The 25,796-nt window shown below is 67.7% G+C and carries 27 protein-coding genes; 15 read left to right on the forward strand and 12 right to left on the reverse strand.

The annotated features are described in order from the left end of the window. Window position 1: 1 nt before the first annotated feature. The 6 genes from QGN30_RS02240 to QGN30_RS02265 all read left to right on the forward strand — a co-directional run bounded on the left by QGN30_RS02240 (window position 2) and on the right by QGN30_RS02265 (window position 5,561). A complete protein-coding gene (locus QGN30_RS02240; protein WP_248923308.1) occupies window positions 2–787 on the forward strand; it encodes an LLM class F420-dependent oxidoreductase in 786 nt (261 codons plus the stop codon). 120 nt (window positions 788–907) lie between these two features. Then, window positions 908–1,648 carry a GntR family transcriptional regulator gene (locus QGN30_RS02245; protein WP_008262639.1) on the forward strand — a complete coding sequence of 247 codons (741 nt, stop codon included), beginning with the start codon at window positions 908–910 and terminating at the stop codon, window positions 1,646–1,648. A gap of 50 nt (window positions 1,649–1,698) precedes the next feature. Beyond that, on the forward strand, window positions 1,699–3,516 hold the full coding sequence (locus QGN30_RS02250; protein ID WP_041784732.1) for an ABC transporter substrate-binding protein/permease: 1,818 nt from the start codon (window positions 1,699–1,701) through the stop codon (window positions 3,514–3,516). Beyond that, window positions 3,513–4,262, forward strand: a complete 750-nt coding sequence (locus QGN30_RS02255; RefSeq protein ID WP_201358546.1) for an amino acid ABC transporter ATP-binding protein — start codon at window positions 3,513–3,515, stop codon at window positions 4,260–4,262. Before QGN30_RS02250 ends, QGN30_RS02255 begins: the two co-directional genes overlap by 4 nt. A gap of 66 nt (window positions 4,263–4,328) precedes the next feature. Then, complete coding sequence (locus QGN30_RS02260) at window positions 4,329–4,832, forward strand: MarR family winged helix-turn-helix transcriptional regulator (RefSeq protein ID WP_009954167.1); 504 nt, start codon at window positions 4,329–4,331, stop codon at window positions 4,830–4,832. 57 nt (window positions 4,833–4,889) lie between these two features. Beyond that, the gene (locus tag QGN30_RS02265; protein ID WP_009954166.1) at window positions 4,890–5,561 is read left to right on the forward strand and encodes an SDR family oxidoreductase; all 672 of its coding nucleotides are present in this window, start codon (window positions 4,890–4,892) and stop codon (window positions 5,559–5,561) included. A 5-nt stretch (window positions 5,562–5,566) separates the two neighbouring features. Here QGN30_RS02265 and leuS read toward each other — a convergent pair whose 3' ends face one another. Next, the gene (gene leuS, locus QGN30_RS02270) at window positions 5,567–8,476 is read right to left on the reverse strand and encodes a leucine--tRNA ligase (protein ID WP_038534679.1); all 2,910 of its coding nucleotides are present in this window, start codon (window positions 8,474–8,476) and stop codon (window positions 5,567–5,569) included. Between the two features lie 184 nt (window positions 8,477–8,660). On the opposite strand from leuS, the gene QGN30_RS02275 reads away from it, so the two are divergent. Then, a complete protein-coding gene (locus tag QGN30_RS02275; protein WP_233042322.1) occupies window positions 8,661–9,836 on the forward strand; it encodes an LpqN/LpqT family lipoprotein in 1,176 nt (391 codons plus the stop codon). A gap of 66 nt (window positions 9,837–9,902) precedes the next feature. After that, window positions 9,903–10,244, forward strand: a complete 342-nt coding sequence (locus QGN30_RS02280; protein WP_233042321.1) for a hypothetical protein — start codon at window positions 9,903–9,905, stop codon at window positions 10,242–10,244. 18 nt (window positions 10,245–10,262) lie between these two features. On the opposite strand, the gene QGN30_RS02285 is transcribed toward QGN30_RS02280, so the two are convergent. Continuing rightward, complete coding sequence (locus QGN30_RS02285; protein WP_014381568.1) at window positions 10,263–10,868, reverse strand: YqgE/AlgH family protein; 606 nt, start codon at window positions 10,866–10,868, stop codon at window positions 10,263–10,265. A 145-nt stretch (window positions 10,869–11,013) separates the two neighbouring features. On the opposite strand from QGN30_RS02285, the gene QGN30_RS02290 reads away from it, so the two are divergent. Together QGN30_RS02290 and QGN30_RS02295 are read left to right on the forward strand one after the other, a co-directional pair. Further along, window positions 11,014–12,300, forward strand: coding sequence for an MFS transporter (locus QGN30_RS02290; protein ID WP_038534669.1), 1,287 nt, complete (start codon window positions 11,014–11,016; stop codon window positions 12,298–12,300). Between the two features lie 50 nt (window positions 12,301–12,350). After that, window positions 12,351–13,124: a TIGR03084 family metal-binding protein gene (locus QGN30_RS02295; protein WP_095562363.1), complete on the forward strand. Its 774-nt coding sequence runs from the start codon at window positions 12,351–12,353 to the stop codon at window positions 13,122–13,124. Between the two features lie 254 nt (window positions 13,125–13,378). Here the strand turns inward: QGN30_RS02295 and QGN30_RS02300 are convergent, their stop codons facing one another. Beyond that, window positions 13,379–13,705: a DUF2710 family protein gene (locus QGN30_RS02300; protein ID WP_170320646.1), complete on the reverse strand. Its 327-nt coding sequence runs from the start codon at window positions 13,703–13,705 to the stop codon at window positions 13,379–13,381. Between the two features lie 51 nt (window positions 13,706–13,756). Next, complete coding sequence (locus QGN30_RS02305) at window positions 13,757–15,463, reverse strand: DUF5631 domain-containing protein (RefSeq protein WP_248923306.1); 1,707 nt, start codon at window positions 15,461–15,463, stop codon at window positions 13,757–13,759. A gap of 82 nt (window positions 15,464–15,545) precedes the next feature. Here QGN30_RS02305 and QGN30_RS02310 point away from each other — a divergent pair, with 82 nt between their 5' ends. Then, window positions 15,546–15,689: a hypothetical protein gene (locus QGN30_RS02310; RefSeq protein ID WP_014378759.1), complete on the forward strand. Its 144-nt coding sequence runs from the start codon at window positions 15,546–15,548 to the stop codon at window positions 15,687–15,689. A gap of 33 nt (window positions 15,690–15,722) precedes the next feature. Here QGN30_RS02310 and QGN30_RS02315 read toward each other — a convergent pair whose 3' ends face one another. The 6 genes from QGN30_RS02315 to QGN30_RS02340 form a co-directional block, all read right to left on the reverse strand. Further along, window positions 15,723–16,034: a DUF2694 family protein gene (locus tag QGN30_RS02315; RefSeq protein ID WP_008262605.1), complete on the reverse strand. Its 312-nt coding sequence runs from the start codon at window positions 16,032–16,034 to the stop codon at window positions 15,723–15,725. Then, on the reverse strand, window positions 16,031–16,348 hold the full coding sequence (locus tag QGN30_RS02320; RefSeq protein WP_008262603.1) for an ESX-1 secretion-associated protein: 318 nt from the start codon (window positions 16,346–16,348) through the stop codon (window positions 16,031–16,033). Before QGN30_RS02320 ends, QGN30_RS02315 begins: the two co-directional genes overlap by 4 nt. Before the next feature lie 50 nt (window positions 16,349–16,398). After that, window positions 16,399–17,856 carry a DUF4226 domain-containing protein gene (locus QGN30_RS02325; protein ID WP_248923305.1) on the reverse strand — a complete coding sequence of 486 codons (1,458 nt, stop codon included), beginning with the start codon at window positions 17,854–17,856 and terminating at the stop codon, window positions 16,399–16,401. 130 nt (window positions 17,857–17,986) lie between these two features. After that, window positions 17,987–18,349, reverse strand: a complete 363-nt coding sequence (locus QGN30_RS02330) for a DUF4226 domain-containing protein (RefSeq protein ID WP_014381562.1) — start codon at window positions 18,347–18,349, stop codon at window positions 17,987–17,989. A gap of 48 nt (window positions 18,350–18,397) precedes the next feature. Beyond that, entirely contained in the window at window positions 18,398–19,216 is an 819-nt protein-coding gene (locus QGN30_RS02335; RefSeq protein ID WP_248923304.1) for a C40 family peptidase, read from the reverse strand. Further along, window positions 19,213–20,004: a helix-turn-helix domain-containing protein gene (locus tag QGN30_RS02340; RefSeq protein WP_248923303.1), complete on the reverse strand. Its 792-nt coding sequence runs from the start codon at window positions 20,002–20,004 to the stop codon at window positions 19,213–19,215. The genes QGN30_RS02335 and QGN30_RS02340 overlap by 4 nt, the downstream gene beginning before the upstream one ends. Window positions 20,005–20,148: 144 nt before the next feature. On the opposite strand from QGN30_RS02340, the gene QGN30_RS02345 reads away from it, so the two are divergent. From QGN30_RS02345 to QGN30_RS02360, 4 genes are all read left to right on the forward strand, one after another. Continuing rightward, a complete protein-coding gene (locus tag QGN30_RS02345; protein WP_008262579.1) occupies window positions 20,149–20,565 on the forward strand; it encodes a WhiB family transcriptional regulator in 417 nt (138 codons plus the stop codon). Between the two features lie 95 nt (window positions 20,566–20,660). Continuing rightward, on the forward strand, window positions 20,661–22,043 hold the full coding sequence (locus QGN30_RS02350) for an acyl-CoA dehydrogenase family protein (RefSeq protein WP_009952748.1): 1,383 nt from the start codon (window positions 20,661–20,663) through the stop codon (window positions 22,041–22,043). A gap of 61 nt (window positions 22,044–22,104) precedes the next feature. After that, window positions 22,105–23,100 (forward strand): pirin family protein, encoded by a 996-nt coding sequence (locus QGN30_RS02355; RefSeq protein ID WP_248923302.1) that lies wholly within the window; start codon window positions 22,105–22,107, stop codon window positions 23,098–23,100. After that, on the forward strand, window positions 23,087–23,416 hold the full coding sequence (locus tag QGN30_RS02360; RefSeq protein WP_248923301.1) for a GNAT family N-acetyltransferase: 330 nt from the start codon (window positions 23,087–23,089) through the stop codon (window positions 23,414–23,416). Before QGN30_RS02355 ends, QGN30_RS02360 begins: the two co-directional genes overlap by 14 nt. Window positions 23,417–23,484: 68 nt before the next feature. Here QGN30_RS02360 and QGN30_RS02365 read toward each other — a convergent pair whose 3' ends face one another. Then, window positions 23,485–23,919, reverse strand: a complete 435-nt coding sequence (locus QGN30_RS02365; RefSeq protein WP_248923300.1) for a hypothetical protein — start codon at window positions 23,917–23,919, stop codon at window positions 23,485–23,487. A gap of 2 nt (window positions 23,920–23,921) precedes the next feature. Continuing rightward, window positions 23,922–25,778: a putative alpha/beta hydrolase gene (locus tag QGN30_RS02370; RefSeq protein WP_248923299.1), complete on the reverse strand. Its 1,857-nt coding sequence runs from the start codon at window positions 25,776–25,778 to the stop codon at window positions 23,922–23,924. Window positions 25,779–25,796: the final 18 nt, after the last annotated feature.

Raw genomic sequence — 25,796 nt, forward strand, 5'->3', positions numbered from 1 at the left:
CATGACTTCTGAGCTTCCTGTTCGTATCGGTGTGCAGCTACAACCCCAACACGCTCCGCAGTACGGTCAGATCCGCGACGCCGTGCGCCGGTGCGAGGACATCGGCGTGGACATCGCCTTCAACTGGGACCATTTCTTCCCGCTCTACGGCGATCCGGACGGCGCGCATTTCGAATGCTGGACCATGCTCGGGGCTTGGGCCGAGCAGACGTCGCGCATTCAGATCGGTGCGCTGGTGACGTGTAACTCCTACCGCAACCCGGAACTGCTCGCCGATATGGCCCGCACCGTCGACCACATCTCCGACGGGCGACTGATCCTGGGCATCGGTTCGGGGTGGAAGCAAAAGGACTACGACGAGTACGGCTACGAATTCGGCACCGCCGGCAGTCGCCTCGACGACCTGGCGACCGCGCTCCCCCGGATCAAAAGCCGGCTGGCCAAGCTGAACCCGGCGCCCACCCGGGAGATCCCGATCCTGATCGGCGGCGGGGGCGAACGTAAGACGCTGCGACTGGTCGCCGAACACGCGCACATCTGGCACAGCTTCACCGCCGCCGACGAGTTCCCGGCCAAGTCGGAGGTCCTGGCGCGCCACTGCGCCGACGTCGGTCGCGCTCCGGCCGGCATCGAACGCTCGGCGGCCGTGAAAAACGGCGGCGAACTGCTGGCCAACGCCGAAACGCTGGTCGGCCTCGGCGTCACACTGCTGACCGTGGGATGCGACGGCCCGGGTTACGACCTGAGCGACGCCGAAGCGTTATGCAAGTGGCGCAATAACCGCTGAATGGGCGGCCGCCGGCTTTGCTCCGGGTTCATTCGCCAAACACGTGAACGCGCGCGTCAATTCGTGAGAAACTCTCAGCGCCAGATGGCCGAACCGGCGCGAAAGAGATTCGACAAAAAGATGCCGAAGAAATACGGGGTCAAAGAAAAGGACCTGGTTGTTTCGCACATCCTCCACCTGTTGTTGACCGGCAAGCTGCGCAGCGGGGACCGCGTCGACCGCAACGAAATTGCGCTGGGCTTGGGAGTCAGCCGGGTCCCCATTCAGGAGGCACTGGTCCAACTCGAGCACGACGGCATTGTGTCCACCCGGTACCACCGCGGCGCCTTTGTCGAGCGTTTCGATGAAGCCACCGTCCTCGAGCACCACGAACTGGACGGGCTCCTCAACGGGATCGCGTCCGCACGCGCGGCGACCAACCCCACCCCGCGGATCCTGGGGCAGCTCGACACCCTCATGCGCTCGCTGCGCGCCGCCAAGGATGCGCGCGCGTTCAGCGATATCGCCGCCGAATATCGGCGCACCGTCAACGACGAGTACGCCGGGCCGCGGCTGCACGCGACGATCCGCGCCTCGCAAAACCTCATCCCCCGCCTGTTCTGGACGACCTATCAGGGCGGACGCGAGGAAATACTGCCGTTCTACGAGGACGAGAACTCCGCGATACACCGCCGCGATCCCGACGCCGCGCGGGCGGCCTGCGTCGACCGCTCCTACCTGATGGCCCAGACCATGCTTGCCGAGCTGGTTCGGCGCAGGGTCTTCACGCCGTCCGACGACATCGGACGCGTGGCTGCCGGCCCCCTTCAAGTGATTACCGGCGGCGAGGCGATCTCGGCCGAAGCGTCGTTGGCGCTGTAGAACCGGCGCTGTCCGGGCCGTGCCGCCGCCGGGTCGATACGGTGGCAGTGATGAGTTTGCCCGTGCGCCGGCGCGCCACGCGCCTTGCCAAGCTGTTCGCACTGGCCTCGACATTGCTGGTGGTGTGGGGGTCGACGTCGATCACGCTGGCCAGTCCCGCGGCGGCCGACCGGAACCAATGCGCGCCCGCCGGCCCGAAGAGTGCGGCCGTGTTGCCGGAGGAACTGGCCCATAGCGGCGCCATGGGCCGGCCCGACGAGCACACCACGCCCGGCGTCGAGCCGTTGAGTTCGGTGAACGTCGACACCCTGGGTTTGGGCACGCCGGGGGTGTTGACCGTCGGCACCCTCTCGGGCGCTCCGCCCCACATCTGCATCACCCCCACCGGCCAGTACAGCGGGTTCGACAACCAGCTGCTGCGGGCGATCGCCCGCAAGCTCGGTCTTCAAGTCCGCTTCGTCGGCACGGATTTCGCCGGGCTGCTCGCACAGGTGGCGACGCACCGCTTCGACGTCGGGTCCTCGTCGATCAAGGCCACCGCGGAGCGCCGCCGGACCGTCGCCTTCACCAACGGCTACGACTTCGGCTACTACTCGCTGGTGGTGCCCCCCGGCTCCGCCATAAAAGACTTCAGCAATCTGACCGCCCGGCAGCGCATCGGCGTCGTGCAGGGCACCGTCGAAGAGTCCTACGTCGTCGACAATCTGCATTTGCAGCCGGTGAAGTACCCCGACTTCGCCACCGTGTATGCCAGCCTCAAGACGCGCCAGATCGACGCGTGGGTGGCGCCGGCCGGGGAGGCGGCCAGCACGATCCAGCGGGGCGATCCGGCGGTGATCGTGGCGCACGCCTTCAGCAACGAGGGCTTCGTGGCGTACGCGGTGGCCAAGGACAACAAGCCTTTGGTGGACGCACTGAATTCCGGGCTCGACGCCGTGATCGCCGACGGCACCTGGTCAAACCTGTACTCGCAGTGGGTTCCCCGCACCCTGCCGCCGGGCTGGAAGCCCGGATCGCTGGCCGCGCCCCCGCCGGTCCTGCCGGATTTCGCCGCCATCGCGGCGAGTCAACACCACAAGAACGTGGGCCCGGCCGCGCCCAAGTCGACGCTTGCGCAGTTGCGTGACTCGTTCTTCGACTGGGAGATGTACCGCCAGGCCATTCCCGCTCTGTTCAGCACGGGGCTGCCCAACACGCTGATCCTGACCAGCAGCGCCAGCGCGATCGGGCTGACGCTGGGCATGCTGCTGGCCATCGCCGGAATATCACAGTCGCGCTGGCTGCGCTGGCCAGCGCGCGTGTACACCGACGTTTTCCGGGGGCTCCCGGAAGTGGTGATCATCCTGATCATCGGGCTCGGTGTCGGGCCGATAGTGGGCGGGTTGACCAACAACAACCCGTATCCGATCGGCGTTGCCGCGTTGGGGATGATGGCCGCCGCCTACATCGGCGAAATCCTGCGCTCGGGGATCCAAAGCGTCGATCCCGGCCAGTTGGAAGCGTCCCGCGCGCTGGGGTTCAGCTATCCGGTGGCGATGCGGTTGGTGGTGGTGCCCCAGGGAGTGCGACGAGTGCTGCCGGCGCTGGTCAATCAATTCATCGCGTTGCTGAAAGCCTCTGCGCTGGTGTACTTCCTGGGCCTGGTCGCCGACCAGCGGGAGCTGTTCCAGGTGGGCCGCGACCTCAACGCGCAGACCGGCAACCTGTCGCCGCTCGTCGCCGCCGGCGCCTTCTACCTGATATTGACCGTGCCGTTAACGCATTTGGTGAATTACATCGACGCTCGGCTGCGCCGTGGTCGCGCCGCGGTCGACCCCGAGGACCGGCCCGACATGCTCACCTCGACGTTCGGCCAGGAGATCACGTGAGTTCGGGCGTCGTGGCCCGTTCGTCAGTCTCTTTGGCGTGCAACGGCATTCACAAAACCCTGGACGGTACCGCGGTGCTTCTCGGCGTCGATATCGACGTCCCCGCCGGCAGCACGGTGGCGGTCATCGGGCCGTCCGGCTCGGGCAAGTCGACGCTGCTGCGCACGCTCAACCGCTTGCACGAGCCGGACAGCGGCGACATCCTGCTCGACGGCAGGTCGGTGTTGAAAGACGATCCCGACCAGCTACGCCAGCGCATCGGCATGGTGTTCCAGCATTTCAATCTCTTCCCGCACCGCACCGTACTGGACAACGTGGCCCTGGCACCGCGCAAGTTGTGGCGTCTGCCCGCCGACCAGGCGCGCGACTTGGCGCTGACCCAGCTGGACCGAGTTGGCCTGAAACACAAGGCCGGTTCCCGCCCCGGCATGCTGTCGGGCGGCCAACAACAGCGGGTGGCGATCGCCCGCGCCCTGGCGATGTCGCCGCAGGTGATGTTTTTCGACGAGGCGACCTCGGCGCTGGATCCCGAAATGGTCAAGGGAATTTTAGAACTCATTGCCGACCTCGGTGCCGACGGCATGACAATGGTTGTCGTAACCCACGAAATGGGTTTCGCCCGGTCGGCATCCGACGCGGTGGTTTTCATGGATCACGGCAAGGTCGTGGAATCGGGCCCGCCCGAGCAGATATTCGAAGCCGCCGAGACCGAACGGCTGCAGCGGTTTTTGTCCCAAGTGCTTTGATCCCCACTGCCCTAATGGGCAATAGCTACCTTGTAAGCACCTGATAACGGGTTAGACTCCCGATTTATGGCAGACAGCGAATCGAACCCGGCCGACGTTGCCGAGCTCGCCGAAGGTTTGCACCGTGCGCTGTCCAAATTGTTTGCCATGCTGCGGCGTGGGGACCCCAGCGGGGCCGCCGCCGGGGAACTGACCCTGGCGCAGCTGTCGATCCTGGTCACCTTGCTCGATCAGGGGCCCATCCGGATGACCGATCTGGCGGCGCACGAACGGGTGCGGACTCCCACCACGACCGTGGCGATCCGCCGGCTCGAGAAGGTGGGGTTGGTCAAGCGTTCCCGCGACCCGTCCGATCTGCGGGCGGTCCTGGTCGACATCACCCCGCGCGGGCGAGCCGTCCACGGGGAGTCGCTGGCCAACCGCCGCGCGGCCCTGGCCGCCATGCTCAGCCAGCTCCCCACCGACGACCTCGACACCCTGATGAAGGCGCTGGCGCCGCTGGAGCGGTTGGCGTCCGGCGACCCCACGTCCGGCCCGGCCGGCGTGCCGCCCGCCCGCCAGGAAGCCTGAAAGCTGCTGGCGTTCAACGCTTTTCGCTTGCCGTTGGGGTCTGGGTAGACTTTCCACATGCCCACTGCACTCATCACCGGCGCCGGACGCGGGATCGGTACGGCGATCGCGACGGCGCTGGCACCGACGCACACCCTGCTGCTGGCCGGCCGCCCATCCGATCGGCTCGACGCGGTCGCGGAGCGACTCGATGCCACCACCTTTCCACTGGACCTGACCGACGGGGGCGACATCGAGGCCGCCTGCGAAATCGTGGACGAACTCGACGTGCTCGTGCACAACGCGGGACTGTCGATCCCCGGGAACGTCGCCGATTCCCACGTCGACGAGTGGCGTGCCACCTTCGCCGTCAACGTCTTTGGGCCGGTGGAACTCACGCTGGCGCTGTTGCCCGCGCTGCGACGCGCCCGTGGCCAGGTCATCTTCATCAACTCCGGAGCGGGCCGCAACGTCTCGCCCGGCATGGCCTCCTATTCGGCCAGCAAGTTCGCCGTCCGCGCCTTCGCGGACTCCCTGCGCAACGACGAGCCGGACTTGCGCGTCACCACGGTCTATCCGGGCCGCACCGACACCGACATGCAACGCGAACTCATCGAATTCGAAGGCGGAAGCTACGATCCCGCCAAGTTCTTGAAGCCGGAAACCGTTGCGGCCGCGGTCGCCAACGTGGTGGCCACCCCACCCGACGGGCACGTCCACGAGGTGATGCTTCGGCCGGCCGGTCGGTAGCGGCGTTACACGACGAGGTTGACCAGCCGGCCGGGGACCACGATCACCTTGCGCGGGTTCGCACCCGCCAGGAACGCCTGAACCTTCTCGTCGGCCAGCGCGGCGGCCTTCAACGTGTCCTGGTCGGCGTCGGCGGCCACCGTCACGCGTCCGCGCACCTTGCCGTTCACCTGCACCGGGTATTCCACCGTGTCGTCGACGAGGTACGCGGGGTCGGCCACCGGGAACGGCCCGTGCGCCAGCGAGGTGGTGTGGCCGAGCCGTAGCCACAATTCCTCGGCCAGGTGCGGAGCCAGGGGCGCCAGCATCAACACCAGCGGCTCGACCGCCGCGCGGGGCACCTCCTCACGGTGCTCCTTGGTGAGGTGGTTGGTGTATTCGATCAGCTTGGCCGCGGCCGTGTTATTGCGCAGTGCGGCATAGTCTTCCGCGACTCCGGCGATTGTGCGGTGCAGCATCCGCAGGGTGCCGGTGGCGAGCTCCTGCGCGGGCCCGTCGAGGACCCGCGTCTCACCGGTCTGTTCGTCGACCACCAGCCGCCACACGCGCTGCAGGAATCGGTGGGCCCCGACGACGTCCTTGGTCGCCCAGGGCCGGGAGGCCTCCAGCGGGCCCATCGACATCTCGTAGACCCGCAGCGTGTCGGCGCCGTAGTCGTCGCAGATCTCGTCGGGCGAGATCGAATTCTTGAGGCTCTTACCGATTTTGCCGAACTCCTGGAAGACTTCGACCTCTCCCCCGGGTCCCGGGTAGACGAAACGGCCGTCCCGCTCGACCACCTCTTCGGCGGGCACGTACGACCCTCGGGCGTCGGTGTAGGCGAAGGCCTGGATGTAGCCCTGGTTGACCAGCCGGCGGTAGGGCTCCCGCGAGCTGACGTGTCCCAGGTCGTAGAGAACCTTGTGCCAGAACCGCGCATAGAGCAGGTGCAGCACGGCGTGTTCGGCGCCGCCGACGTACAGGTCGACGCCGCCGGGATCCTGCGGGCCGTGCTCGGCCGGCCGCGGGCCCATCCAGTAGGCCTCATTCTCCTTGGCGCAGAACCGTTCCGAGTTGTGCGGGTCGGTGTAGCGCAGTTCGTACCAGGAGCTGCCGGCCCACTGCGGCATCACGTTGGTGTCGCGGGTGTAGGGCTTGAGGCCGTCGCCGAGATCCAGCTCGACGTGCACCCATTCCGTGGCCTTGGCCAGCGGCGGCGAGGGCTCGCTGTCGGCGTCGTCGGGGTCGAACAGCACGGGCGAGTAGTCCGGCACGTCGGGCAGCTCGACCGGCAGCGCGGCTTCGTCGAGTGCGTGCGCGCGTCCGTCGGCGTCGTAGACGATCGGGAACGGTTCACCCCAGTACCGCTGGCGGGCGAAAAGCCAGTCGCGCAACTTGAATTCGATGCGGGCCTGGCCCCGGCCTTCGGACTCCAGGCGGGCGGTGATCTTTTCCTTGGCGGCAGCCACGTCCAGGCCGTCGAGGTAGCCGGAGTTGACCAGCACCCCGTCACCGGCGTAGGCCGCTTCCGAAATATCCCCGCCGGCAATGACTTCCACGATGGGCAGGCCGAACTCGTGGGCGAAGTCCCAGTCCCGCTGGTCGTGGCCGGGGACGGCCATGATGGCCCCGGTCCCGTACCCGGCCAGCACGTAGTCGGCGATGAAGATCGGCACGGGCTTGCCGTTGGTGGGGTTGGTGGCGTAGCTGCCCAAAAAGACGCCGGTCTTCGCCTTGCTCTCCTGGCGCTCGAGGTCCGACTTCGAGGCGATGGCCTTGCGGTAGGCGTCGACGGCTTCGCCGGGCGTCGCGGCGCGATACGTCCAACGCGGGTCGGTGCCGTCGGGCCAGGCGGCGGCGACCAGCTCGTCGACCAGGTCGTGCTCGGGGGCCAGCACCAAGTAGGTGGCGCCGAACAGCGTGTCGGGCCGGGTGGTGAACACCTCGATGTCGACCGCCTCGCCGTCGGCCTTGGTCGCCGCGAACAGCGCCTTGGCGCCGGTGGACCGGCCGATCCAGTTGCGCTGCATGGCCTTGACCGGCTCCGGCCAGTCCAGCAGTTCGAGGTCGTCGAGCAGCCGGTCGGAATAGGCGGTGATCCGCATCATCCACTGCCGCAACCGCTTCCGGAATACCGGGAAGTTGCCGCGGTCGCTGCGGCCGTCGGCGGTCACCTCCTCGTTGGCCAGCACGGTGCCCAACCCGGGGCACCAGTTCACCATCGAGTCGGCCCGGTAGACCAGCCGGTGGCTATCGATCACGTCGGCCCGCTCCCCCGCCGACAGGGCGGCCCAGTCCCGCCCGTCCTCGAGCCGGCGCGCCCCGGAATCGAATTCGGCGACCAGCTCGGCGATGGGACGCGCCTTGTTGGCGGCGGTGTCGAACCAGGCGTTGTAGATCTGCAGGAAGATCCACTGCGTCCACTTGTAGAACTCGACGTCGGTGGTCGAGAAGCTGCGTCGGCTGTCGTGGCCCAGCCCAAGGCGGCCCAGCTGGCGCCGGAAATTGACGACGTTGGCCTCGGTGCGGGTGCGCGGGTGGGTGCCGGTCTGCACGGCGTACTGCTCGGCGGGCAGCCCGAATGCGTCAAACCCCAACGCGTGCAGCACGTTACGGCCCGTCATGCGGAAATAGCGGGCGTACACGTCCGTCGCGATGTAGCCCAGCGGGTGGCCGACGTGCAGCCCCTCCCCCGACGGGTAGGGGAACATGTCCTGCACGAACAACTTGTCGTCGGGGACCGAAGACCCGTCTGGCGGCGCCAGCGATCCGACCGGGTTGGGCACATTGAACGTCCCCAGCTTCGCCCAGTTGTCCTGCCACGCGCCCTCGATCCGGCCCGCCAGCGCCGCGGTGTAACGATGCGGCGGCGCGTCGGAGTCCGGCTGGGCGGCGCCAGGGCCGCCGCCTGTCGAAGTGGTCGGGGATTCGGTCACCTGAACAGGGTATAAGGGCCGACACGGCCGTTCGCCGGCCACAGGTTGGTCTCGGTTCCGTTGCGCGCCGATCAGGGGTTCATCCCAGGTGTATTTCGGGCCTGTTCAGCGCCTTTGACCTCTAGTTACAGTCGGCCACTATCGACGGCTTCTGGTATTTGAGCCATGGGAAGGACCGACGCAGATGATTGACATCGTCCCCGTCCACCGGGCACTTCTCGGCGGCATGGTCGCCGGCCTGATGGGTTTGGCGGTTGTTGCGAGCGGCACCGCATCGGCGGACCCGTTGCCCCCGGCGCCGGCACCGGTTCCCGCCGTCCCCGCGCAGGCGCCGCAGAACCTCGGGCCCGAGCTGGTGCCTCCGAGCAGATACCTCGCCGCGCCGCAGGCGGCCACTCCCCTGGCGCCGCCGGCCACCGCCGGGACTCCAGGAACGACGGCACCCGCCGCGGCCGCCCCGGCTGCCGCTCCGGCCCCGGCTGCGGCCCCGGCTCCCGTGCCCGCGACCTCCGGCACGATTCGTGAATTCCTGCAGTCGAAGGGCGTCAAGCTCGAGGCGCAGAAGCCGCAGAACTTCAAGGCGCTCGACATCACGCTGCCGGTGCCCGCCCGCTGGACCCAGGTGCCCGACCCGAACGTGCCCGACGCGTTCGCGGTCATCGCCGATCGGCGCGGCAGCAGCATCTATTCCTCCAACGCCCAGGTGGTGGTGTACAAGCTGGTCGGGGATTTCGATCCGAAAGAGGCGATCACCCACGGCTACGTCGACAGCCAGAAACTGCCGGCGTGGCAGCCCACCAATGCCTCGATGGCCGACTTCGGGGGCTTCCCGTCGTCCATCGTCGAGGGCACCTACCGCGACGGGGACCTGACGCTGAACACGTCCCGGCGCCACGTCATCGCCACGTCGGGACCCGACAAATACCTCGTCTCGCTCGCGGTGACCACCGACCGCGCGGTCAGCGTCGCCGACGCCCCGGCGACCGACGCCATCATCAACGGTTTCCGGGTCAACGCCCCAGGCGGTGCCGCCCCGGCGCCGGCCCAGGCCCCGGCCGCCTCGCCGGTCGGGCGACCCGCCCAGCCACCCGTCGCTCCGGCACCCGCCACCGCCCCGGCCGCTCCGGTCGCCCCGGCGCCGGCTGCCCCTGCCACCCCAGCGGCCCCGGTCGCCCCGGTTGCCCCGGTCGCCCCGGCCCCCGCCACGGCCCCGTTGGTGCCGCTCGCCCAGACGACACCCGCGGCCCCGGCCCGGCTCCCCGCGCAGGCTCCGCTGCCCAACCAGCAGCACACGCCCAGCCTGCTGGCCATGGTGCCCGGCTTGCCGCCGCTGCCGAACTTTTCGTTCCTCCAGCACTGAGCCCGGCGGCACCCACCCCGCAGAGCCGGATGAGCGGGCCGGCAACCCGGCTCGTATTGTGGGCCCATGCTGGTTGCGGGCGTGCTGTGCATGTGTGCGGCGGTGGCCTCGGCGGGGTTCGGCACCTGGTCGCTTGCGCACAATCGGAATTTCGGCGCCACGGCGCTGGCGCTGCGCGCCATGGCGCCCACCCAGTTGGCTGCCGCGGTGATGCTGGGCGCCGGTGGTGTGGTGGCGCTGGCCGCGGTCCCGCACACCGCACTGGTGGTGCTGATCGTGTGTGTCGCGGGGGCGCTGGGGACGCTCGCCGCGGGCTCCTGGCAGAGCGCGCGTTTCGCACTGCGCCAGGAAGCGGCGGCGCCCGCGTGCGCGGGCAGCTGCGCCGGCTGCACGCAGTCGTGCCACTGACCTTCTAGCTGGGGAGCCCTAGTTTCGGCTGATGTCGATCGGGTGGGTCGCAAGCAGCGACAGCGGCAACGGCTGCCGACGCAGGACGTGACCCCACAAATCTGACCTCGGCCCGACGAGAACGTCGGAGGGCAAGGCGGACAAGACAATCCAATCGTCGCGTTCGATCTCGCCTTCGAGCTGACCGATTGTCCAGCCGGAGTATCCCGCGAAGATCCGCACGCCCTCCACCAGGGGTGCGATGGCGTCGGGGTCGGCGTCCAAATCGACCATCACCACCCGGCCGTCCACATGCCGCAAGCCCGGCACGTCGTGCGGATCGGCGCCGACGCGCAACGTCGCCAGACACAGCGCGGCGTCACGCTTCACCGGGCCCCCGATGAACATCGTCTTCGGCTTCGCCGACAGGTTGGTCCACTGGGGCAGCACGTTGTACACCGCGGTTTCGCTGGCGCGGTTGAGCACCACACCCAGCGTGCCGCCATCGTTGTGCTCGACGATGTAGATCACGCTGCGCCGAAACGTCGGTTCGAGAAGGTCGGTGTTGGCGAGCAGCAAAGTCCCCGCGCGCACCCGTTGCGCGGCGGGTGCGACATAGTCCTCTGGATCCTCCGGCGGCGGCACCCCACCATCATCGCATCCGGCCGATCGTCGCCCAGGGCAATCGCGACCGCGGGCCACGGCGATTTGTACTGTTGTTGGGACAGCTCTGAGCGCACGAGTTTGCCAGCCCCAATCGCGGAAGTCGGTTTCGGTGATCCCAACCCGGATGCAGTCCAGCGCACCCGTCGAAATCTGGCGGTCCGTGCGCGGTTTGCCAGACTTCTGGCGGCTGCTGCAGGTGCGCATGGCGAGCCAGTTCGGTGACGGACTGTTTCAGGCGGCGCTGGCCGGAGCGCTGCTGTTCAACCCGGATCGCGCGGCCGATCCGCTTTCCATCGCGCGCGCCTTCACGGTCCTGTTTCTGCCCTACTCGCTGCTGGGGCCGTTCGCCGGCGCACTGATGGATAGGTGGGACCGCCGGCTCGTGCTCGTCGGAGCCAACGCGGGCCGCCTGATCCTCATCGCCGCGATCGGCACGATCCTGGCGGTCCGGGCGGGCGACCTGCCGCTGCTGCTGGGCGCGTTGTTCGCCAACGGCTTAGCCCGATTCGTCGGGTCCGGGCTGTCCGCGTCGCTGCCCCATGTGGTGCCGCGCGAGCAGGTGGTGACGATGAACTCGGTGGCCACCGCGGTCGGTGCCATCGCGGCGTTCGTCGGCGCAAACTTCATGCTGGTGCCGCGGTTCGTCTTCGGCGCCGGCGACAAGGGCGCCTCGGCCATCGTCTTCATCACGGCGATTCCCGTGGCGATCGCGTTGCTGTTGTCGTGGCGGTTCGGTCCGCGGGCGCTGGGCCCCGACGACACCCGGCGCGCGATCCACGGCCCCGTCATTTACGCGGTGGTCACCGGCTGGCTGCACGGTGCGCGCACGGTGGCGCAGCGCCCGACGGTCGGCGCCACACTGTCGGGGCTGGCCTCGCACCGGATGGTGGTCGGCATCAACTCGCTGCTGGTCCTGTTGCTGGTCCATCACATGCCCGATGCCGATGGCGGGGGATTCGGGACCGCGCTGCTGTTCTTCGGCGCGGCGGGCTTGGGCGCCTTTTTGGCCAACCTGCTGACACCGCCCGCGATCCGGCGGTGGGGACGCTATGCCACGGCAAACGGTGCGTTGGCGGCCTCGGCGATCATCGAGATCGCCGGCGCCCAGCTGCTGGTCCCCGTCATGGTGGCGTGTGGCTTTCTCCTCGGCGTCACCGGTCAGGTGGTCAAACTCTGCGCCGACACAGCGATCCAGATGGATGTCGACGACGCTCTTCGCGGGCATGTGTTCGCCGTGCAGGACGCGCTGTTTTGGGTGGCGTTCATCGTCGCGATCACGGTGGCCGGAACGTTGATCCCCGGCGACGGACACGCGCCCGCGTTCGCATTGTTCGGCTCGGTGCTCTACCTGGCCGGCCTGGCGGTGCACAGCTTCATCGGCCGCCGCGGCGAGCAGGCGAATGATCGCTAGGGTGACGACGTGAGGTGTCCAACGGCCGCGGCCGGCAGGGGAGCGCAGCGATGACCGGTCCCGCACCCATGGTCGAGGACCTGCGCGCCGAGAGCGAGGCGCTCGACGCCCTGGTCGCGCCGTTGCAGCCCGAGCGCTGGGCCGACCCGACGCCCGCGCCCGGCTGGACCATCGCGCACCAGATCGGACACCTGCTGTGGACCGACCGCGTCGCCCTGATCGCGGTGACCGACGAGCCCGGATTCGCCGACGTGCTGGCGGGTGCGGCCGCCGACCCGACGGGCTTCGTCGACAAGGGTGCCGAAGAGCTTGCGGGCCTGGCGCCGGCCGAGCTGCTCGCCGACTGGCGCACCACGCGACACCGGCTGCACGAGGAGCTGCTCGGGGTCACCGCCGGCCGCAAACTCCCGTGGTTCGGCCCACCGATGAGTGCGGCCTCGATGGCCACCGCGCGGTTGATGGAGACGTGGGCGCACGGTCTCGACGTCGCCGACGCGCTCGGCGTCACCCGGCCCGCGACCGACCGCCTACGGTCGATCGCTCATCTGGGGGTCCGCACCCGCGACTTCGCCTTCGCCGTCAACAATCTCGCGCCCCCGGCCGAACCGTTCCTGGTCGAACTGCGCGGACCCGGCGGTGACATTTGGTCCTGGGGACCGCCGGAGGCTGAGCAACGGGTCAGCGGCTCCGCGGAGGATTTCTGCTACCTGGTCACCCAGCGGCGCCCGCTGAGCGCCCTGGACATCACGGCCCAAGGCGCCGACGCGCGGCGCTGGCTGGAGATCGCGCAAGCTTTCGCGGGGCCTCCCGGCGTCGGGCGATGAGCGCGCGATTTGGCTGAACCCGCGGGTGCCGGCCACGCGGAGCGCCACTTCTGTCTCATGCGTCGCTCGGAGTCGGCACCCGTCCTTGCCCGCCTCACAGCGACAAAATCCAGCGCGGTGCCGCCGGCCCGTCGAACGCCACACGGTGTCGCTACGAGGTGGGCAGCAGGCATGTCCCTTCCCGGAGAGACGCCCGGTGTGACCAACGCGGGGGGCCCGTCAACCGAGCCCGCGCGATGAGCGCGTGAGCGCCATCAGTGCAGGGGGCCGCCGTAACTCGCCCGGTTCTCGGCCTCGGCCTCTTCTCGCAGCGCCGTGATCGCGAGGTTCAGCCGGTCGGCCAACTCGCCGTGGCCGTACCCGGTCATCACACCGGGATGGAGGGTCAGTTTGATCAGGCGACCGTCGGAATTTGCCACGGCGTACACGTCGCCCAGGTCGACGCTGTAGGTCACCGCCTCGGCCTGCGCCACGAGGGCTTCCCACTTGTCGGCCGCTTCGCTCAGTTCCCGAAGAACCGATTCGACGAGATCCTTATCGCTGAGATTCGCGCGACTGCCCGAACCCGACACGAGGAACAGTATCGTCGACCCCTCCGACCAGCGTCAATTCATACGCGATGGGTTCTCGGCTCAACCGCCGGGCGTCGACCCGGCGAGCATGCGATACCACGCGAGGTGATAGTTCGCCGACACCGTGTCGCCGCTGGCAATGCCTTCGGTGGCGGCCATCAACATGCACTTGAGCAGCAATCCCGGATTGACGTTCGGATACTGAACCAGCAGCTGATAGCGCGCCGTGTCGAGGTGCACGCGTAGCACGTCGACCTCCTGATCGACGACGAACGTCCCAGCGGCCGTGGCGTCGGCCAGCCGCGTCACGATCTTGGGCAGTTCGGCGTGCGCCCGGGTGGCCTGGCTGAGCACCCTTGCCAGGTCATCGATGGCCGGCAGCTGGCGCGGCTCCACCGACGATCGCGTCGCGGCGAAGTCGGCCGAGCGGCGCAACGAATCACCGGGAGCGTAAGTGACGACGCGTGCCGTGTCGCCGATCAGTGCGGCGACCCTGCCGCCGCGTCGCTCGGGTTCCAACAGCCGCACGCCTGCGGGAAGGCTGATGCCAGACGGGATCCAGCCGTGGGCGAGGTCGGTGACCAAGACCGTGGTCCCGTCGGCGCGATCCCCGATCGCCCAACTCAGCCGTGGCTCTTGCCGGACCACGAACTCAAGCAGCCGGTTCAGCCGGGCGTTGTCGAAACCCGTTGGGGTCACCGGTTTTTCGATGGCGGTCGGCGCGGCTACGACGGGTTCGGCCTCCTCGGCCGGGGCTTCCTGGCTCACCGCGGCCGGCTCGTCGCGGGTGTCCTCCGCCGGTTCCTCCGCGGGCGCGTGGTGGCGCCCGTTCTCGACGGGTTCGACGGGTTCCTCGACGGGCGCCGGCGCGCGATCGGCCGGCGCCGCGAACGGGGGCTCCGCGTCGGTGACCACCGGAATGACCTGCGTCTCCTCGAGGTGCGACGCGTCGGCGACGTCGGCCGGCTCGTCCTCGGCGGGGGTTGCTTCCGGCCCGGCCGTCGGCTCGTCGCCGCCTGCGGGCTCGTCCACCACCGCATGGTGGCGGCCGGTTGCGGCGGGCTCCTCGACCGGCTCGGGCTCGGGGTCCACCGGCGTCTCGACGACCGGCTCCGCTTCGGAGACGACCGGGATGACCTGAGTCTCCTCGAGATGGGACACATCGGGGGCCGCGGCCGGCTCCTCAGCGTGGGTGGCTTCCGGTTCGCCCGCCTCCGGTTCGACCGGTTCGGCTGGTTCGACCGGCTCGACCGATTCGACCGGTTCGGCCGGGCGGGGACGCCATCTCGGGGGCGGCGGGGGTGGCTCGGCGACGTCGTCGACCTCGCGGACCGCGGGCAGCACCTGCGTCCTTTCCAGGTCAGCGCCCGGACCCTCGAGGGCGGGCGGGGCGGCGGCGGGGGGCTGCGCGCCGCTCCGCACCGTGTGCAGATAGCGGATCGTCGATTCGACTCGGCGCACGGCGCGGCCGCGTGCCTCCTCGATGACTCGCGCCTCGGCCGCCTGCCGCGCCGGGTCGGTCATGCCCGCCCGCTTGAGCATCTTGAGTTGGTCGTTGGCGCCGTTGGCGATGCGCTGCAGGTCGGCCTTGAGATAGTCTGCGAGAGTTGCGGTTTCGGCGGTGACCGTCGACAATTCGGCAGGCCACAGCCCGCCTGTCACCCAAGGGGTGCAGTCGATGGGAGCGCTGAAAGCCGGAATCGCCAGCGATTCCCGGGTAGCCCTCCGGAGGCGCTGACGCGCCGTCATCCGACCGAAGATCGCCACCAGCTAAGCGTACCGGCAGCGGGCGTTCGACTTGTGCGGTCAGTGAATTGTGCGCCCGCAACGGCCTGGGTAGCGTGGGGACATGGCTGAATCTGCACTGCAGCAGCAACTCGACGAGGTGCGCGCCCTACTCGCCCGCGCGCGAGAGTTGTTCGGCCCCAATCCCGTCGAACCGCCCACGGGGATCGCTCCCGATCCCAGCGCAGCTAAGCCGTGGCTGCGCTAGCGCCGCGTTGCATTTGAGATTCGTGCAGCCCGGCTAGCGTCCGCCGTTGCGGCGGCGCAGTTTGTGCGCCAGCAACTTCTCGATGGCGGCATCGAGGTCCCGGGGGGTCGGAACCTCGGCGGAAGGGGTGTGCCCTGCCGCGACAATCTCGTCGCGGATTTCCAGCAACGCCTTGAGGCACGACACATCCGCGGTGAGCACGATGCCCTGCGCCAAAGTCTCGGCGTCGGTTTCCATCGCCTCTTCGCTCAGCGCGACGCTGTGCATATATCCGCCGCGGCAAGAGCGGACCAGGATGTGCCCACTCGGGTGAACGGTGTCGAAAGCGGGATTCGCGTCGGTCATCGACCGCGGTCGACGACGTCGCCGAACTTGCGTGCAGCCTCCTGCTCGTGCTGTTCCCACATCGTCGCCGATACGGTCAATTGGTCGGCCAAATCCGCGTGGTCAGCGGCCTGCTGCTCATAGCACTGCCGTCGCAGCTCGAGCAGCTCGCGGCCGGCATCGCGAAGCTCACTAAAGATCGGCCCGAGCGAATCGAGGCTCTCCTGGATCGCGGCGTGCGACGACGGAACGGTGCGCAAGTACTCCGAGGTGTCCTGATGATGCGCGGCGGCCTGACGTAAGTGCGCGGGCACCACATGTATCGAATCTGCCATCCGCTGTCTCCTGTTGACGACCGCCGTTCGTGCCGGCGAGTTCATTTTTCTCAGGTGGTCGACGAGGTTGCCGGCCGGGTAGGTGTCGGTGGTTCAGGCTTAGTCGGCGTGGTCGCGGGCACGGCCGCCGCCGGCGGATGCTCCCAGCCTAGAAAGTTCGGTCCGCTCACGGTGGCAATGTGCTGAATTTGGCCATCGAGAAGCGCCTTGTCAGAGCCCAGGGCAAGCGCGTGACGGTCCGTGAACATACCGATGTCGCCCGGGCCCACCCGTAGGGCATCGATTGGGTTGGCGACCGCCGTTCCCGGTGGGGGAATGGTCATTCCCTGTTGTTGGAAGGCCTCCGCGATCGGCGTGCCGCCGACGGCGGCCTGGATCGCCGCCGCCAACTGTGGGCTCGCGGCGGTCACTGTCTCGCCGTCGGGCAGGGTCACCGGCGTCGGGCCGGCCGCTGGCTCATCGGATGACACATCCTGCGGGTCGTTGTCCTCGTCGGGATTGTCCGAGGCGTCGTGCGCGCTGGGGTCTTCCTCTTGCGCGTCCGGTAGTTCTTCGCCGGCCAAGTCCTGCAGCGCCGGATCGTCCGCGCCGCCGCCCGAAAAGGGAAGGCCGCCCGGCGCTTCCCATCCCGCCGTGGAGGCGGGCATGGTGCCCAGACCCGGAAGTGGCCCACCACCGAAGTTGGGCATCGGGGGCGCCATCGGCGTTTCCGTCGCCGTTGGGATCGGGGCGCCCGCCGCCGGATCTGGCGCCGGGGCGTCTTCGGGCCACAGTCCGTCATCATCGGCCAACAGCGAGTCCAGCAGCGGATCCCATCCGGCGTCGGTATCGCTCGACTCGGCGGCCGCACCGACCGCGGGCGCATCACCAACGGACGCCGCCGGCGCGTGTTCCCCCGGGCGATTCGGCTCATTCTTGGACGCGTCGTAGAGCGACGTCCAGGCCGCCATCAGCGCCGACTTCGACGTGTCGTCCAGGCTGGCGTTCAGGACCACCGCGCGAATGTCTCTGAGCTTGCCGATCAGGAAACGTTGGAAATCGCGCGCTCCCGCCGGAGTGTCCAGGTCCGATCTCATCAGCACCGCGGCTTCGGTTTCGTGCTGCAACTTGGTGAGCGCTTCTCTGCCGTCGACCGCACTCAGGTGCGCGTTCAAGATGGCCGACACCACTTGCATGTCCAGTTGCGAACTCGCGGAATTCTGCTGTGCGAGAGCGGCTTCGGCGCTGGCGATGGCGTCCGCCGCCGCACCCGATTCCCGGTTCGGCGGTGTCGCGGTTCCCGCCAGGGATCGACCCGTCGGCGGCCCGCTCGCGGGCACGGCGCCGAACACGTCCGCGTGCTGTCGGCGGATCTTGGCTGCGATCGCCTCGAGTTGGTCGGTGCGGGTGGTCGGCGTGATCACAGCGGAGACTTCGGTCGGCGCCAATCCCGTCTGCCACGCGTTGGGATCGCCGGTGCGGTCTCGGACGGACTTGACCGTGGCCAGCAGGTCGTCGTATGCCGACATCAGCCGCGCAGCCGGCGCTGCAGCGGCACTCGCTGCGGAAAGTGACGCGACCCCTCCATGTCCGGCGACAGTAGTGGCGGGCGTTCCTGCCGACAATTCACTGAGCAGCATGGCTGTGGACTAGTTCCGGTTAACTGCTGCCGGTGGTGTACTGCGCCCGAAGGTTCTCCAACACAGCCCTTTTCGCCTGAGCGAGTTCGCGCGCTCCGGCGACGACCGCGGCGATCTCGCGCTGCTTGTCCAGCAGGAACTTGTGAAACTCTCGCGCCCCCATGGGTGTATCCACGGCGAGGTTCGCTTGCTGGACGACGGCGTGGTCGATCTGTTCGGCGATGGCGTCCAGTCGCCGGACGCTTTCGCGCGCTGCGCTGTGAGCGGTGTTCAGCACGTCGGTCAGCACAAGGTCGGCTTCGGACACGGCGCCGTGCTGGCCCGCCAGCGTCGATCGCCGTGCTTCGACGGCCTCTAACGAGTGCCCGGGTTGTTCCGGCATCGGCTCACCCTTCTCGTCGTGCCCGCATCGCCGGGCGAAGTTGGCGTGTCATAACGGTCGGCGGATCGCAACGTTGTTGCCCAGTCGGCTTATTCGCACCGACGCCCCCGAGTACGGCGCCTCGACAACCAGGTTGTTGCCGATCGCGAGTTGGACGTGACCGGCGTGCGGAAAGACCAGATCACCCGGTCGCACCTGCGAACGCGGTACCGGAATGCCGTCGTTGATCTGCTGATATGTGGTGCGGTCCAAGTGAATACCGGCCCGCGCGTAGCTCCACTGAACCAGCCCGGAGCAGTCGAACGCCTCCGGGCCGCTGGCGCCCCAGACGTAGGGGCGGCCCAGCCGCGACAACGCCGCCCGCACCGCGAGCGCGGCCCGGTCGTTCGGCGGTAACCCGGGGCCACGCCCATGCCACAACCGATACCGCAACGCCAGCAGCGCCGCGTGGTGCCGTCGCGCACGCGACCTCGCCGTTACGACGTGGGCCCGTTGCGTACGCAGTCGCGCCACGCGGCGGCGCATCTCCTCCCGCTGCGCCAACGGGGTTGACGGGCGCGTGGTGGCATCGGCGCGGGCCGCGTCGAGGACGTTTTGGGTCAGGCCGCGCGCCTGCACGCGGTCTCGGTGGGCGCCGGCGAGCACCTCGGTAACAGCGGCGTCGGTCCCGGCCGCCGACGCGAGGCGTTCGCGACCGTGGTCCACTGCGAGCTGGTAGCCGCCGTGGGCCAGTCCGTCGTTCAGTCGGGCCGCGCGGCGCAACAGGCTGCGATAGTGCCCGGTGTCCGCGTCCAGGGACGCAGGCGTCGTGCTGCCGGCGAAGAGTTGATGCGCGCGGCTCAACGCCTCGACTTCGCTATGGCTCACTGTGCCCCCTCGGCGCCGTCGTGGCTTCCCTGTTGTCCTTGGCCCGCCGTCTCGACCGCCTCGGTGAAGGCGCGCACGCGGGGGAGGGCGCCCGGCGAAATGACCCCGCGATTGCGGATGTCCCATATCTCGTCGACGCCGACGCCGACCAGCGCGGCGATGATCGTTTCCGGCAGCGAGGACTTCGCGCAGGCCCGGTCGAAACGCGCGCTCAGGCTGCCGGGCATCCGCTTCAGCAGGGCCGTGCGCGTCGCCTCGAGGGCCTGCAGATGCTCCATCAGCCGGCCGGTCGAATCCGCGCCCGCGCTCACCGCTACCCGCCAGGAGCTGGCGGCGAGCATCTCCGCTTTCACGCACTGAGCGATCACAGACAGAATATACGTCTCATATTCGTTTGATGTTGTCGCAGGAAGCCGATCGATGACGGATTTGAGGGCGTCGAGCTGGGCTTCGGCATAACCTTCCAGCACTTCGGTGTCGCTGTGACGGTCGACCACGACCGGTCCGGTGCGCCGCGCCGGCATTGCGGCCGACGCTTGCGCGGCCATCAGGCGCGCCAACTCGGCATCCGGATCGGCGGCCACCAATAGCCGCGAATAGGTGCCCGGCGGCAGGCCGAGCCCGTTTTCGATCTTCTGAACTGTGCTTTTGTGCGGTTTGCGGGCGCCGCGTTCCAAGAAGCTGAGCCCCATGATGCTGACCCCGGTCGCGGCGGCGAGGTCGGCTAGTGACCAATCCCGCGATTCTCGCAACGCGCGGATCGCCGCGCCGGCCGACTCACGGCTCACCACACGCTCCGGCCATAGGCCGGATAGTACACAGCCACGGTCTCGGATATGCGGATATACGTTTTTGTCGTTGTTTCTCTTGCGTCGGGCCCATCTCGCCATATACGCTTTTGCCTACGTTTCACGCTCGACAAGGAGACCGACATGGGACACCCGTGCGCAGCCAACCCGGAGCTTTGGTTTGGCTACCCCGACGACGACGGTGGTGACGGCGCGGCGAAGGCGCGCGCATACGAACGGTCGGCCACCGAGGCGCGCCTGCAATGCCTGCGGCGCTGCCCACTGGCGCAACAGCGCCGCTGCGCCCAGCACGCCATCGCGCACCGCGAGGAGTACGGCGTGTGGGCAGGCGTGAAGCTGCCGGGCGGCCAGTACCGCAAGCGTGACCAGCTCGCGCACGCCCACGACGTCCTGCGGCGTATCGCGTCCGGGGAAATCAACTCCCGGCAGCTGCCCGAGAACGCGGCGCTGCTGGCGCGGCACGAACACGAGGCGGTCCCGGTGGCCGCGGTCGTGTTGCATCTGCCGCTGGCCCAGGTCGGGCCTCGTACGGCCGCCTGACCGTCCGGCGAAATCCCAGCTCCGCAGTTTGTTGAACCGGTCAATGGGGTAGTCGGGGTCGGCAAGACCAGTCTGTCGACCTTAAAGGCGCGCCCATGACGTTCGACCTGACCCCGACGGCCGCACAACATGATCTGGCCCGACGCACGCATGAGTTCGCCGAATCCGTAATACGCCCGGTAGCCCTCGACTATGACCAGCGCCAGGAGTTCCCCTGGCCGGTGCTCGAGGAGGCGGCCCAGCAAGGTTTCTATAGCCCGCTGTTCTATCGCGACCTGATCGGCGATCCGACCGGTATCTCCCTGCCCATGTTCATGGAGGAACTGTTCTGGGGGTGCGCCGGGATCGGGCTAGCCATCGTCATGCCGGCCCTGGCGCTCTCGGCGATCGGCCAGGCCGCCTCCCCGGAACAGATGCTGGAGTGGGCACCCGAATGTTTCGGCACCCCAGGCGATCTCAAGCTCGCTGCGCTGGCGATCTCCGAGCCCGAAGGCGGCAGCGATGTGCGCAACCTGCGCACGCGTGCACGTCGTGACGGTGATGACTGGATCATCGACGGCCACAAGATGTGGATCGGCAACGGCGGGATCGCCAATGTGCACGTGGTCAACGCGGTGGTCGACGAGGAGCTCGGCCATCGGGGTCAGGCGCTCTTCGTGGTGCCGGGCGGCACGCCCGGGCTGAAACTGCTGCGAAAGCTCGACAAGCTGGGCTGCCGCGCCTCCCACACCGCCGAGCTGCTCTTCGAAGGTGTGCGCGTGCCGCGCGCCAACCTGCTCGGCGGGGAGGAAAAACTCGAACACAAACTCGCCAAGGCGCGCGAAGTCGTGGCGGGTGGAAAGCGCTCCGGCTCAGCGACGTTGGGAACCTTCGAGCAGACGCGACCCATGGTCGCCGCCCAGGCCATCGGGATCGCCCGGGCGGCGTTGGAGTACGCGACGGCGTATGCCACCGAGCGGGAGGCGTTCGGCGCGCCCATCATCGACAACCAGGGCATCGCGTTCCCGCTCGCGGAACTCGCCACTCAGATCGACGCAGCTCGGCTGCTCACCTGGCGTGCCTCCTGGATGGCGGCCAACAACGTCCCCTTCGAACGGGGTGAGGGCTCGATGTCGAAGATGGCCGCCAGCGAGGTAGCGGTCAAGGCCACCGAGCGCGCGATCCAAACCATGGGCGGCTGGGGCTATATCACCGATCACCCGGTTGAGAAGTGGTATCGGGATGCCAAGCTGTACACCATTTTTGAAGGAACCAGCGAGATCCAGCGGATGGTCATCTCCAACGCCCTGGGCGCCGCCGTCGGCACCCCGCCGCTGCATGTGGTCCTCGAGCCGTCCGGGGGACCGCTGAACCGGGTCTTCGGGCGGGGTACGCCGTTGCGGTCCCGCGTCGCCGACACCGCCCTGTCCATGCAGGATCGGGTGCCCGAGCCTGTCATGCGGCTGGCCATGAAGGTGCTGCGGCCACCGGGCAAGTGAGATGGCCGGGTACGGTCGCGGATGACGGCGCCTTTGGCGAGCCTGCGACGGAGGATGGGCGATGAGCAACCTGGAAGCCGCGCCGGCCGAAGTCGCCTGCGCCGCTTCGCAACGCCGGGACGCCTCGCCCAGGGTGGAGGTGCTGCATCCGCGGGAGGTTCCCTTGGGCGGCCCCAGGGCGATCCGGGTGCAACGCACGTTGCCGCAACGCGGGCGTTCGCTGATCGGTGCGTGGTGTTTCATCGACCACTACGGCCCCGTCGCGGCGAGGATGGATGTGCCGCCGCACCCGCATACGGGACTACAAACCGTGAGTTGGTTGTTCAGTGGGGAAGTGGAGCACCGTGACAGCGCCGGCGTCCGTGCGGTCGTTCGGCCCGGCGAGCTGAATCTGATGACCGCCGGTGCCGGCATTTGCCACTCCGAGGTGTCGGTTGACGCAGGGCCGGTCCTGCACGGCGTCCAGCTCTGGGTGGCGCTTCCCGCTGCCGCCCGCGACACGGCGCGAGACTTTGCCCACTACGCACCCCCCGCGGTCCCGCTACCGGGCGCCCAGGCGCGCGTGTTCTTCGGCGAGCTGGCCGGGAGTCGTTCGCCCACAAAGACATTCAGTCCGTTGCTGGGCGCCCAACTCGACCTCGACGCCGACGCAGGTTTCGATATCGACGTGGATCCCACCTTCGAGCACGGAGTGCTCTGCGATTCGGGCACCGTCCAGGTCGACGAGACGTCCCTGGCGATCGCCGACCTGGCTTACCTAAGTCCCGGCCACACGCAGCTGCACGTGCACAACGTGGGGGAGCGGCCCGCGCGGGTGCTGTTACTCGGCGGCACGCCGTTCACCGAAGAGTTGGTGATGTGGTGGAACTTCGTCGGACGAAGCCACGAGGACATCGTCAACTACCGCCGACTGTGGGAGGACGGCGACGACCGCTTCGGCGCCGTCCACGGATACCGGGGAGCGCTCGCCCGACTGCCCGCCCCGCCGCTGCCGACCGCTCGGCTGCGGCCTCGCCCGATACCCCGACGAAAGGAAAGCACAAATGACAACCGATAAGATCGGCGCGGAAACCACGGTCACCCTTGAGGACGGGAAGTACACGATCGCCGTCGAGGGCAAGACGGTGGGGCTCGCCGATTTCGCCGACCGCGGCGAGCAACGCGTCTTCTACCACACCGAAATCGATCCGGCTTACGGCGGACGTGGCCTGGCGACGATCCTCGTCGAGGAGGCGCTCAACGAGACGCGCGATGAGGGCAAGCGCATTGTTCCGGTGTGCTCGATGATCGGCACCGTGCTCAAGAAGCATCCCGAGTTCGATGACATCACCGACCCGGTCACTCCGGAAATCACGCAGTGGGTGCGGTCTTAGGGGTCCACAACGGCGAAGTCCGGTTACGACAGAACATTTACGTCGATACGACGTTACCGCATTTACGCTTAGCTGATTTCGTCCGGTTTCGGCCAACCCCATTTTTTAGACGAATTGGACCGGCGTAATGTAACGAGTTCCTCGCAAATGCGTGCGGTTGCCGACTGATCCGCGAATAGCTCCTCGACACGCTTTAGGTTCATCGACAGCCAATTGGCTTGATCTATCGCGCCGCTTGCTCCCGGGTCGTCACCACCTTCTAAGTATTGGCGAATCAACGGTAGGGCAAACCACTCGTCGGAGGCCGTCTGATGGACCGGAACTGCGGCGAAATTAATAAGTCCGCGATCATTGACCACGTCCCACCTGATCTGAGCGCCGGTGAACGAGATCGATGCATCAATATCGGCGAGCCCTCGGTTGGATGAATCCGTAATTCTGTACTTTGGGTTTAGGTAAAGAATGCCCACATATTGAACGATAAATTCCAGAAGCGTTTTCATCGCTAACCTCCAATCTTGGGCGGGACTAGGGTGTAGCCATCCGTTACTTGGTATCCGTGTGCCATCAGATATCTGAGTTCGGCGGCAGTATACGTATTATCGATAACACTATCGATGGGAGTCGACAGCTTAATAGTGTCCCGATTTGCGATTGCAATGTCGAGTACATGCTGATTAGCCGCGAGTCGCTGAATTGGCGTGGCCGAGTTCCATGCGTCTCCGATATCGAAGTAGCTTGCGCCTCGCTCCTGAGCGAGCTCGATGTACGACGGGCCCCCTAATGGGTTCTTAAATGGACCGAGAACTGTTTCACCACTTCCGGTCAGATGCGCTTCGGACAGCGCTCGCAACTCGGGAGGCATGTAGTTGAGCGGGTTGTCCAAGTGGAATTCCGGATGGGCTGGATCTATGACAACCGGCGCCGGGCTATCAGGTAAGGCCCCTACGTGAGGCCCGGCCGGCGCATGTTCGACGGGTACGTCGCCGTGCGGGGCCGGCGGCGCGTGCTCCACCGGGGGCGGCTCGAGAGGGTGAGTGCCCGGGACCGGCTCCCCGGGCAGCGGTGCATGAGAAGCCAGGTTCTGTTCTGCGGCTTGGACGCGTTCCTCGGCCCCGGCGAGTGCGCGGGGAAACACGTTGTCGGCCGTCACACCCTCCAACATCTCGCGGCTGAAAAGCATCTTCAGGCCCTGAAAGGCCGCCTCGCCGCCCGCCTTGAGCGCTGGCGCCCCGGCCGCCAGGGTGACGGCCGTAAAAAGGGGCTCGGCAGTCGCTTCCACTTTCCCGGGATCCGGTGTGCGCATGCCGGTCAATTTGCCGCCGTTGAAGGTGTAATACGTGCCGGTGGCTTGGTCGAAGAACTCGCCCGTGCCGTTCTTGAGCTGGCCGTAAGCCTGCACCGGCTGCCCGTTGACCTTGTAGGTGAACGTGAAATGCCCGTCGGGGGAAACACTTACGGACGCCGGGTCAATGCTGTTGTAGTCGGGGATCTTGCCCAGGTCGTCGAGGGCACGCGCGAGGTCCGCCTTGAGCTTGGGCAGTTTGGCGCTGGCCGCCTCGCCTTCCGGCGAACCCGGGCCATGCGTATACAGGTCGGCCGCGGCTTTACTGAGCGCCTCCTGTGCGGCGCGCACCTTGGCCATTTGGTCGACGACGGCCTGGTTAGTGGCTTGGCGAATGTCAGCCAACGCGGCCTGCTGGGCGGGAGACGGTGGGGCCACGCCGTCAGCGTCGGCACCATGCAGCGGGGCGCCGTCGTACCCTTCGGCGTGAAGGTTATCCAGCGATTTCTGAAGGCCATCGGCGTATCCGTTGCGGATCGATTGCAGGGCTGCGAGCGCAGCTTTGGTGTCACGCAGCGCGTCGTCCTCACAAGTGTTGATGAGGGCATGCAGCGCGTCCTTTTCCCCTGCGCTGAGGCTTTTGTCGTTTTGCAAGATGGAGACGGCCTGGCTGACCATGTCCGAGATGTTCTTCAACTGGGCTTCTAAGGTGGCGATGCGCGCGGCCCCGGCCTTTTGCGCATCGGCCAGCGACGCGGCGATGTTTTCCAGGTCCGCAGCGATCTTGGGCAGCTGTAACGACTGCGCCCCTAAGGATTTCGTGACGCGCTGAACTTCGTCAGAGTCGTTGATGGGATGACCGCCGCCGTCGTGGTGGTTCCAAGCGGCCTCGAAGCGTGCGCGTGCTTGCTGGAAAGCGTTCTCGGCCTCCGCCGTGCATCGGCCCGCGCGGTGAAAGGCTCCGGCCAGATTGGAAATCTCCAGTGGGCTACCCGCCTGCAGGCTGGCGTTGATCGCCCAGGGGTCACCACCAGCCTCGGCGATTAGCGCCTGCTCATCTATATACGGAAGTCCCACAGCACCGCTGGTCGCCGC

The organism is Mycobacterium sp. 3-98 (assembly GCF_035918355.1).
GTDB classification, from domain to species: domain Bacteria; phylum Actinomycetota; class Actinomycetes; order Mycobacteriales; family Mycobacteriaceae; genus Mycobacterium; species Mycobacterium intracellulare.

Excerpts from the sequence above, each read along its gene's own strand:
- QGN30_RS02290 (WP_038534669.1), top strand. The coding sequence starts at position 11,014 with ATGCAGTCCAGCGCACCCGTCGAAATCTGGCGGTCCGTGCGCGGTTTG.
- QGN30_RS02275 (WP_233042322.1), top strand. The coding sequence starts at position 8,661 with ATGATTGACATCGTCCCCGTCCACCGGGCACTTCTCGGCGGCATGGTC.
- QGN30_RS02265 (WP_009954166.1), top strand. The coding sequence starts at position 4,890 with ATGCCCACTGCACTCATCACCGGCGCCGGACGCGGGATCGGTACGGCG.
- QGN30_RS02360 (WP_248923301.1), top strand. The coding sequence starts at position 23,087 with ATGACAACCGATAAGATCGGCGCGGAAACCACGGTCACCCTTGAGGAC.
- QGN30_RS02250 (WP_041784732.1), top strand. The coding sequence starts at position 1,699 with ATGAGTTTGCCCGTGCGCCGGCGCGCCACGCGCCTTGCCAAGCTGTTC.
- QGN30_RS02315 (WP_008262605.1), bottom strand. The coding sequence starts at position 16,034 with ATGACCGACGCGAATCCCGCTTTCGACACCGTTCACCCGAGTGGGCAC.
- QGN30_RS02330 (WP_014381562.1), bottom strand. The coding sequence starts at position 18,349 with ATGCCGGAACAACCCGGGCACTCGTTAGAGGCCGTCGAAGCACGGCGA.
- QGN30_RS02345 (WP_008262579.1), top strand. The coding sequence starts at position 20,149 with ATGGGACACCCGTGCGCAGCCAACCCGGAGCTTTGGTTTGGCTACCCC.
- QGN30_RS02365 (WP_248923300.1), bottom strand. The coding sequence starts at position 23,919 with ATGAAAACGCTTCTGGAATTTATCGTTCAATATGTGGGCATTCTTTAC.
- QGN30_RS02355 (WP_248923302.1), top strand. The coding sequence starts at position 22,105 with ATGAGCAACCTGGAAGCCGCGCCGGCCGAAGTCGCCTGCGCCGCTTCG.
- QGN30_RS02245 (WP_008262639.1), top strand. The coding sequence starts at position 908 with ATGCCGAAGAAATACGGGGTCAAAGAAAAGGACCTGGTTGTTTCGCAC.
- QGN30_RS02310 (WP_014378759.1), top strand. The coding sequence starts at position 15,546 with ATGGCTGAATCTGCACTGCAGCAGCAACTCGACGAGGTGCGCGCCCTA.
- QGN30_RS02280 (WP_233042321.1), top strand. The coding sequence starts at position 9,903 with ATGCTGGTTGCGGGCGTGCTGTGCATGTGTGCGGCGGTGGCCTCGGCG.
- QGN30_RS02240 (WP_248923308.1), top strand. The coding sequence starts at position 2 with ATGACTTCTGAGCTTCCTGTTCGTATCGGTGTGCAGCTACAACCCCAA.
- QGN30_RS02260 (WP_009954167.1), top strand. The coding sequence starts at position 4,329 with ATGGCAGACAGCGAATCGAACCCGGCCGACGTTGCCGAGCTCGCCGAA.
- QGN30_RS02295 (WP_095562363.1), top strand. The coding sequence starts at position 12,351 with ATGACCGGTCCCGCACCCATGGTCGAGGACCTGCGCGCCGAGAGCGAG.
- QGN30_RS02350 (WP_009952748.1), top strand. The coding sequence starts at position 20,661 with ATGACGTTCGACCTGACCCCGACGGCCGCACAACATGATCTGGCCCGA.
- QGN30_RS02320 (WP_008262603.1), bottom strand. The coding sequence starts at position 16,348 with ATGGCAGATTCGATACATGTGGTGCCCGCGCACTTACGTCAGGCCGCC.
- QGN30_RS02325 (WP_248923305.1), bottom strand. The coding sequence starts at position 17,856 with ATGTCGGCATACGACGACCTGCTGGCCACGGTCAAGTCCGTCCGAGAC.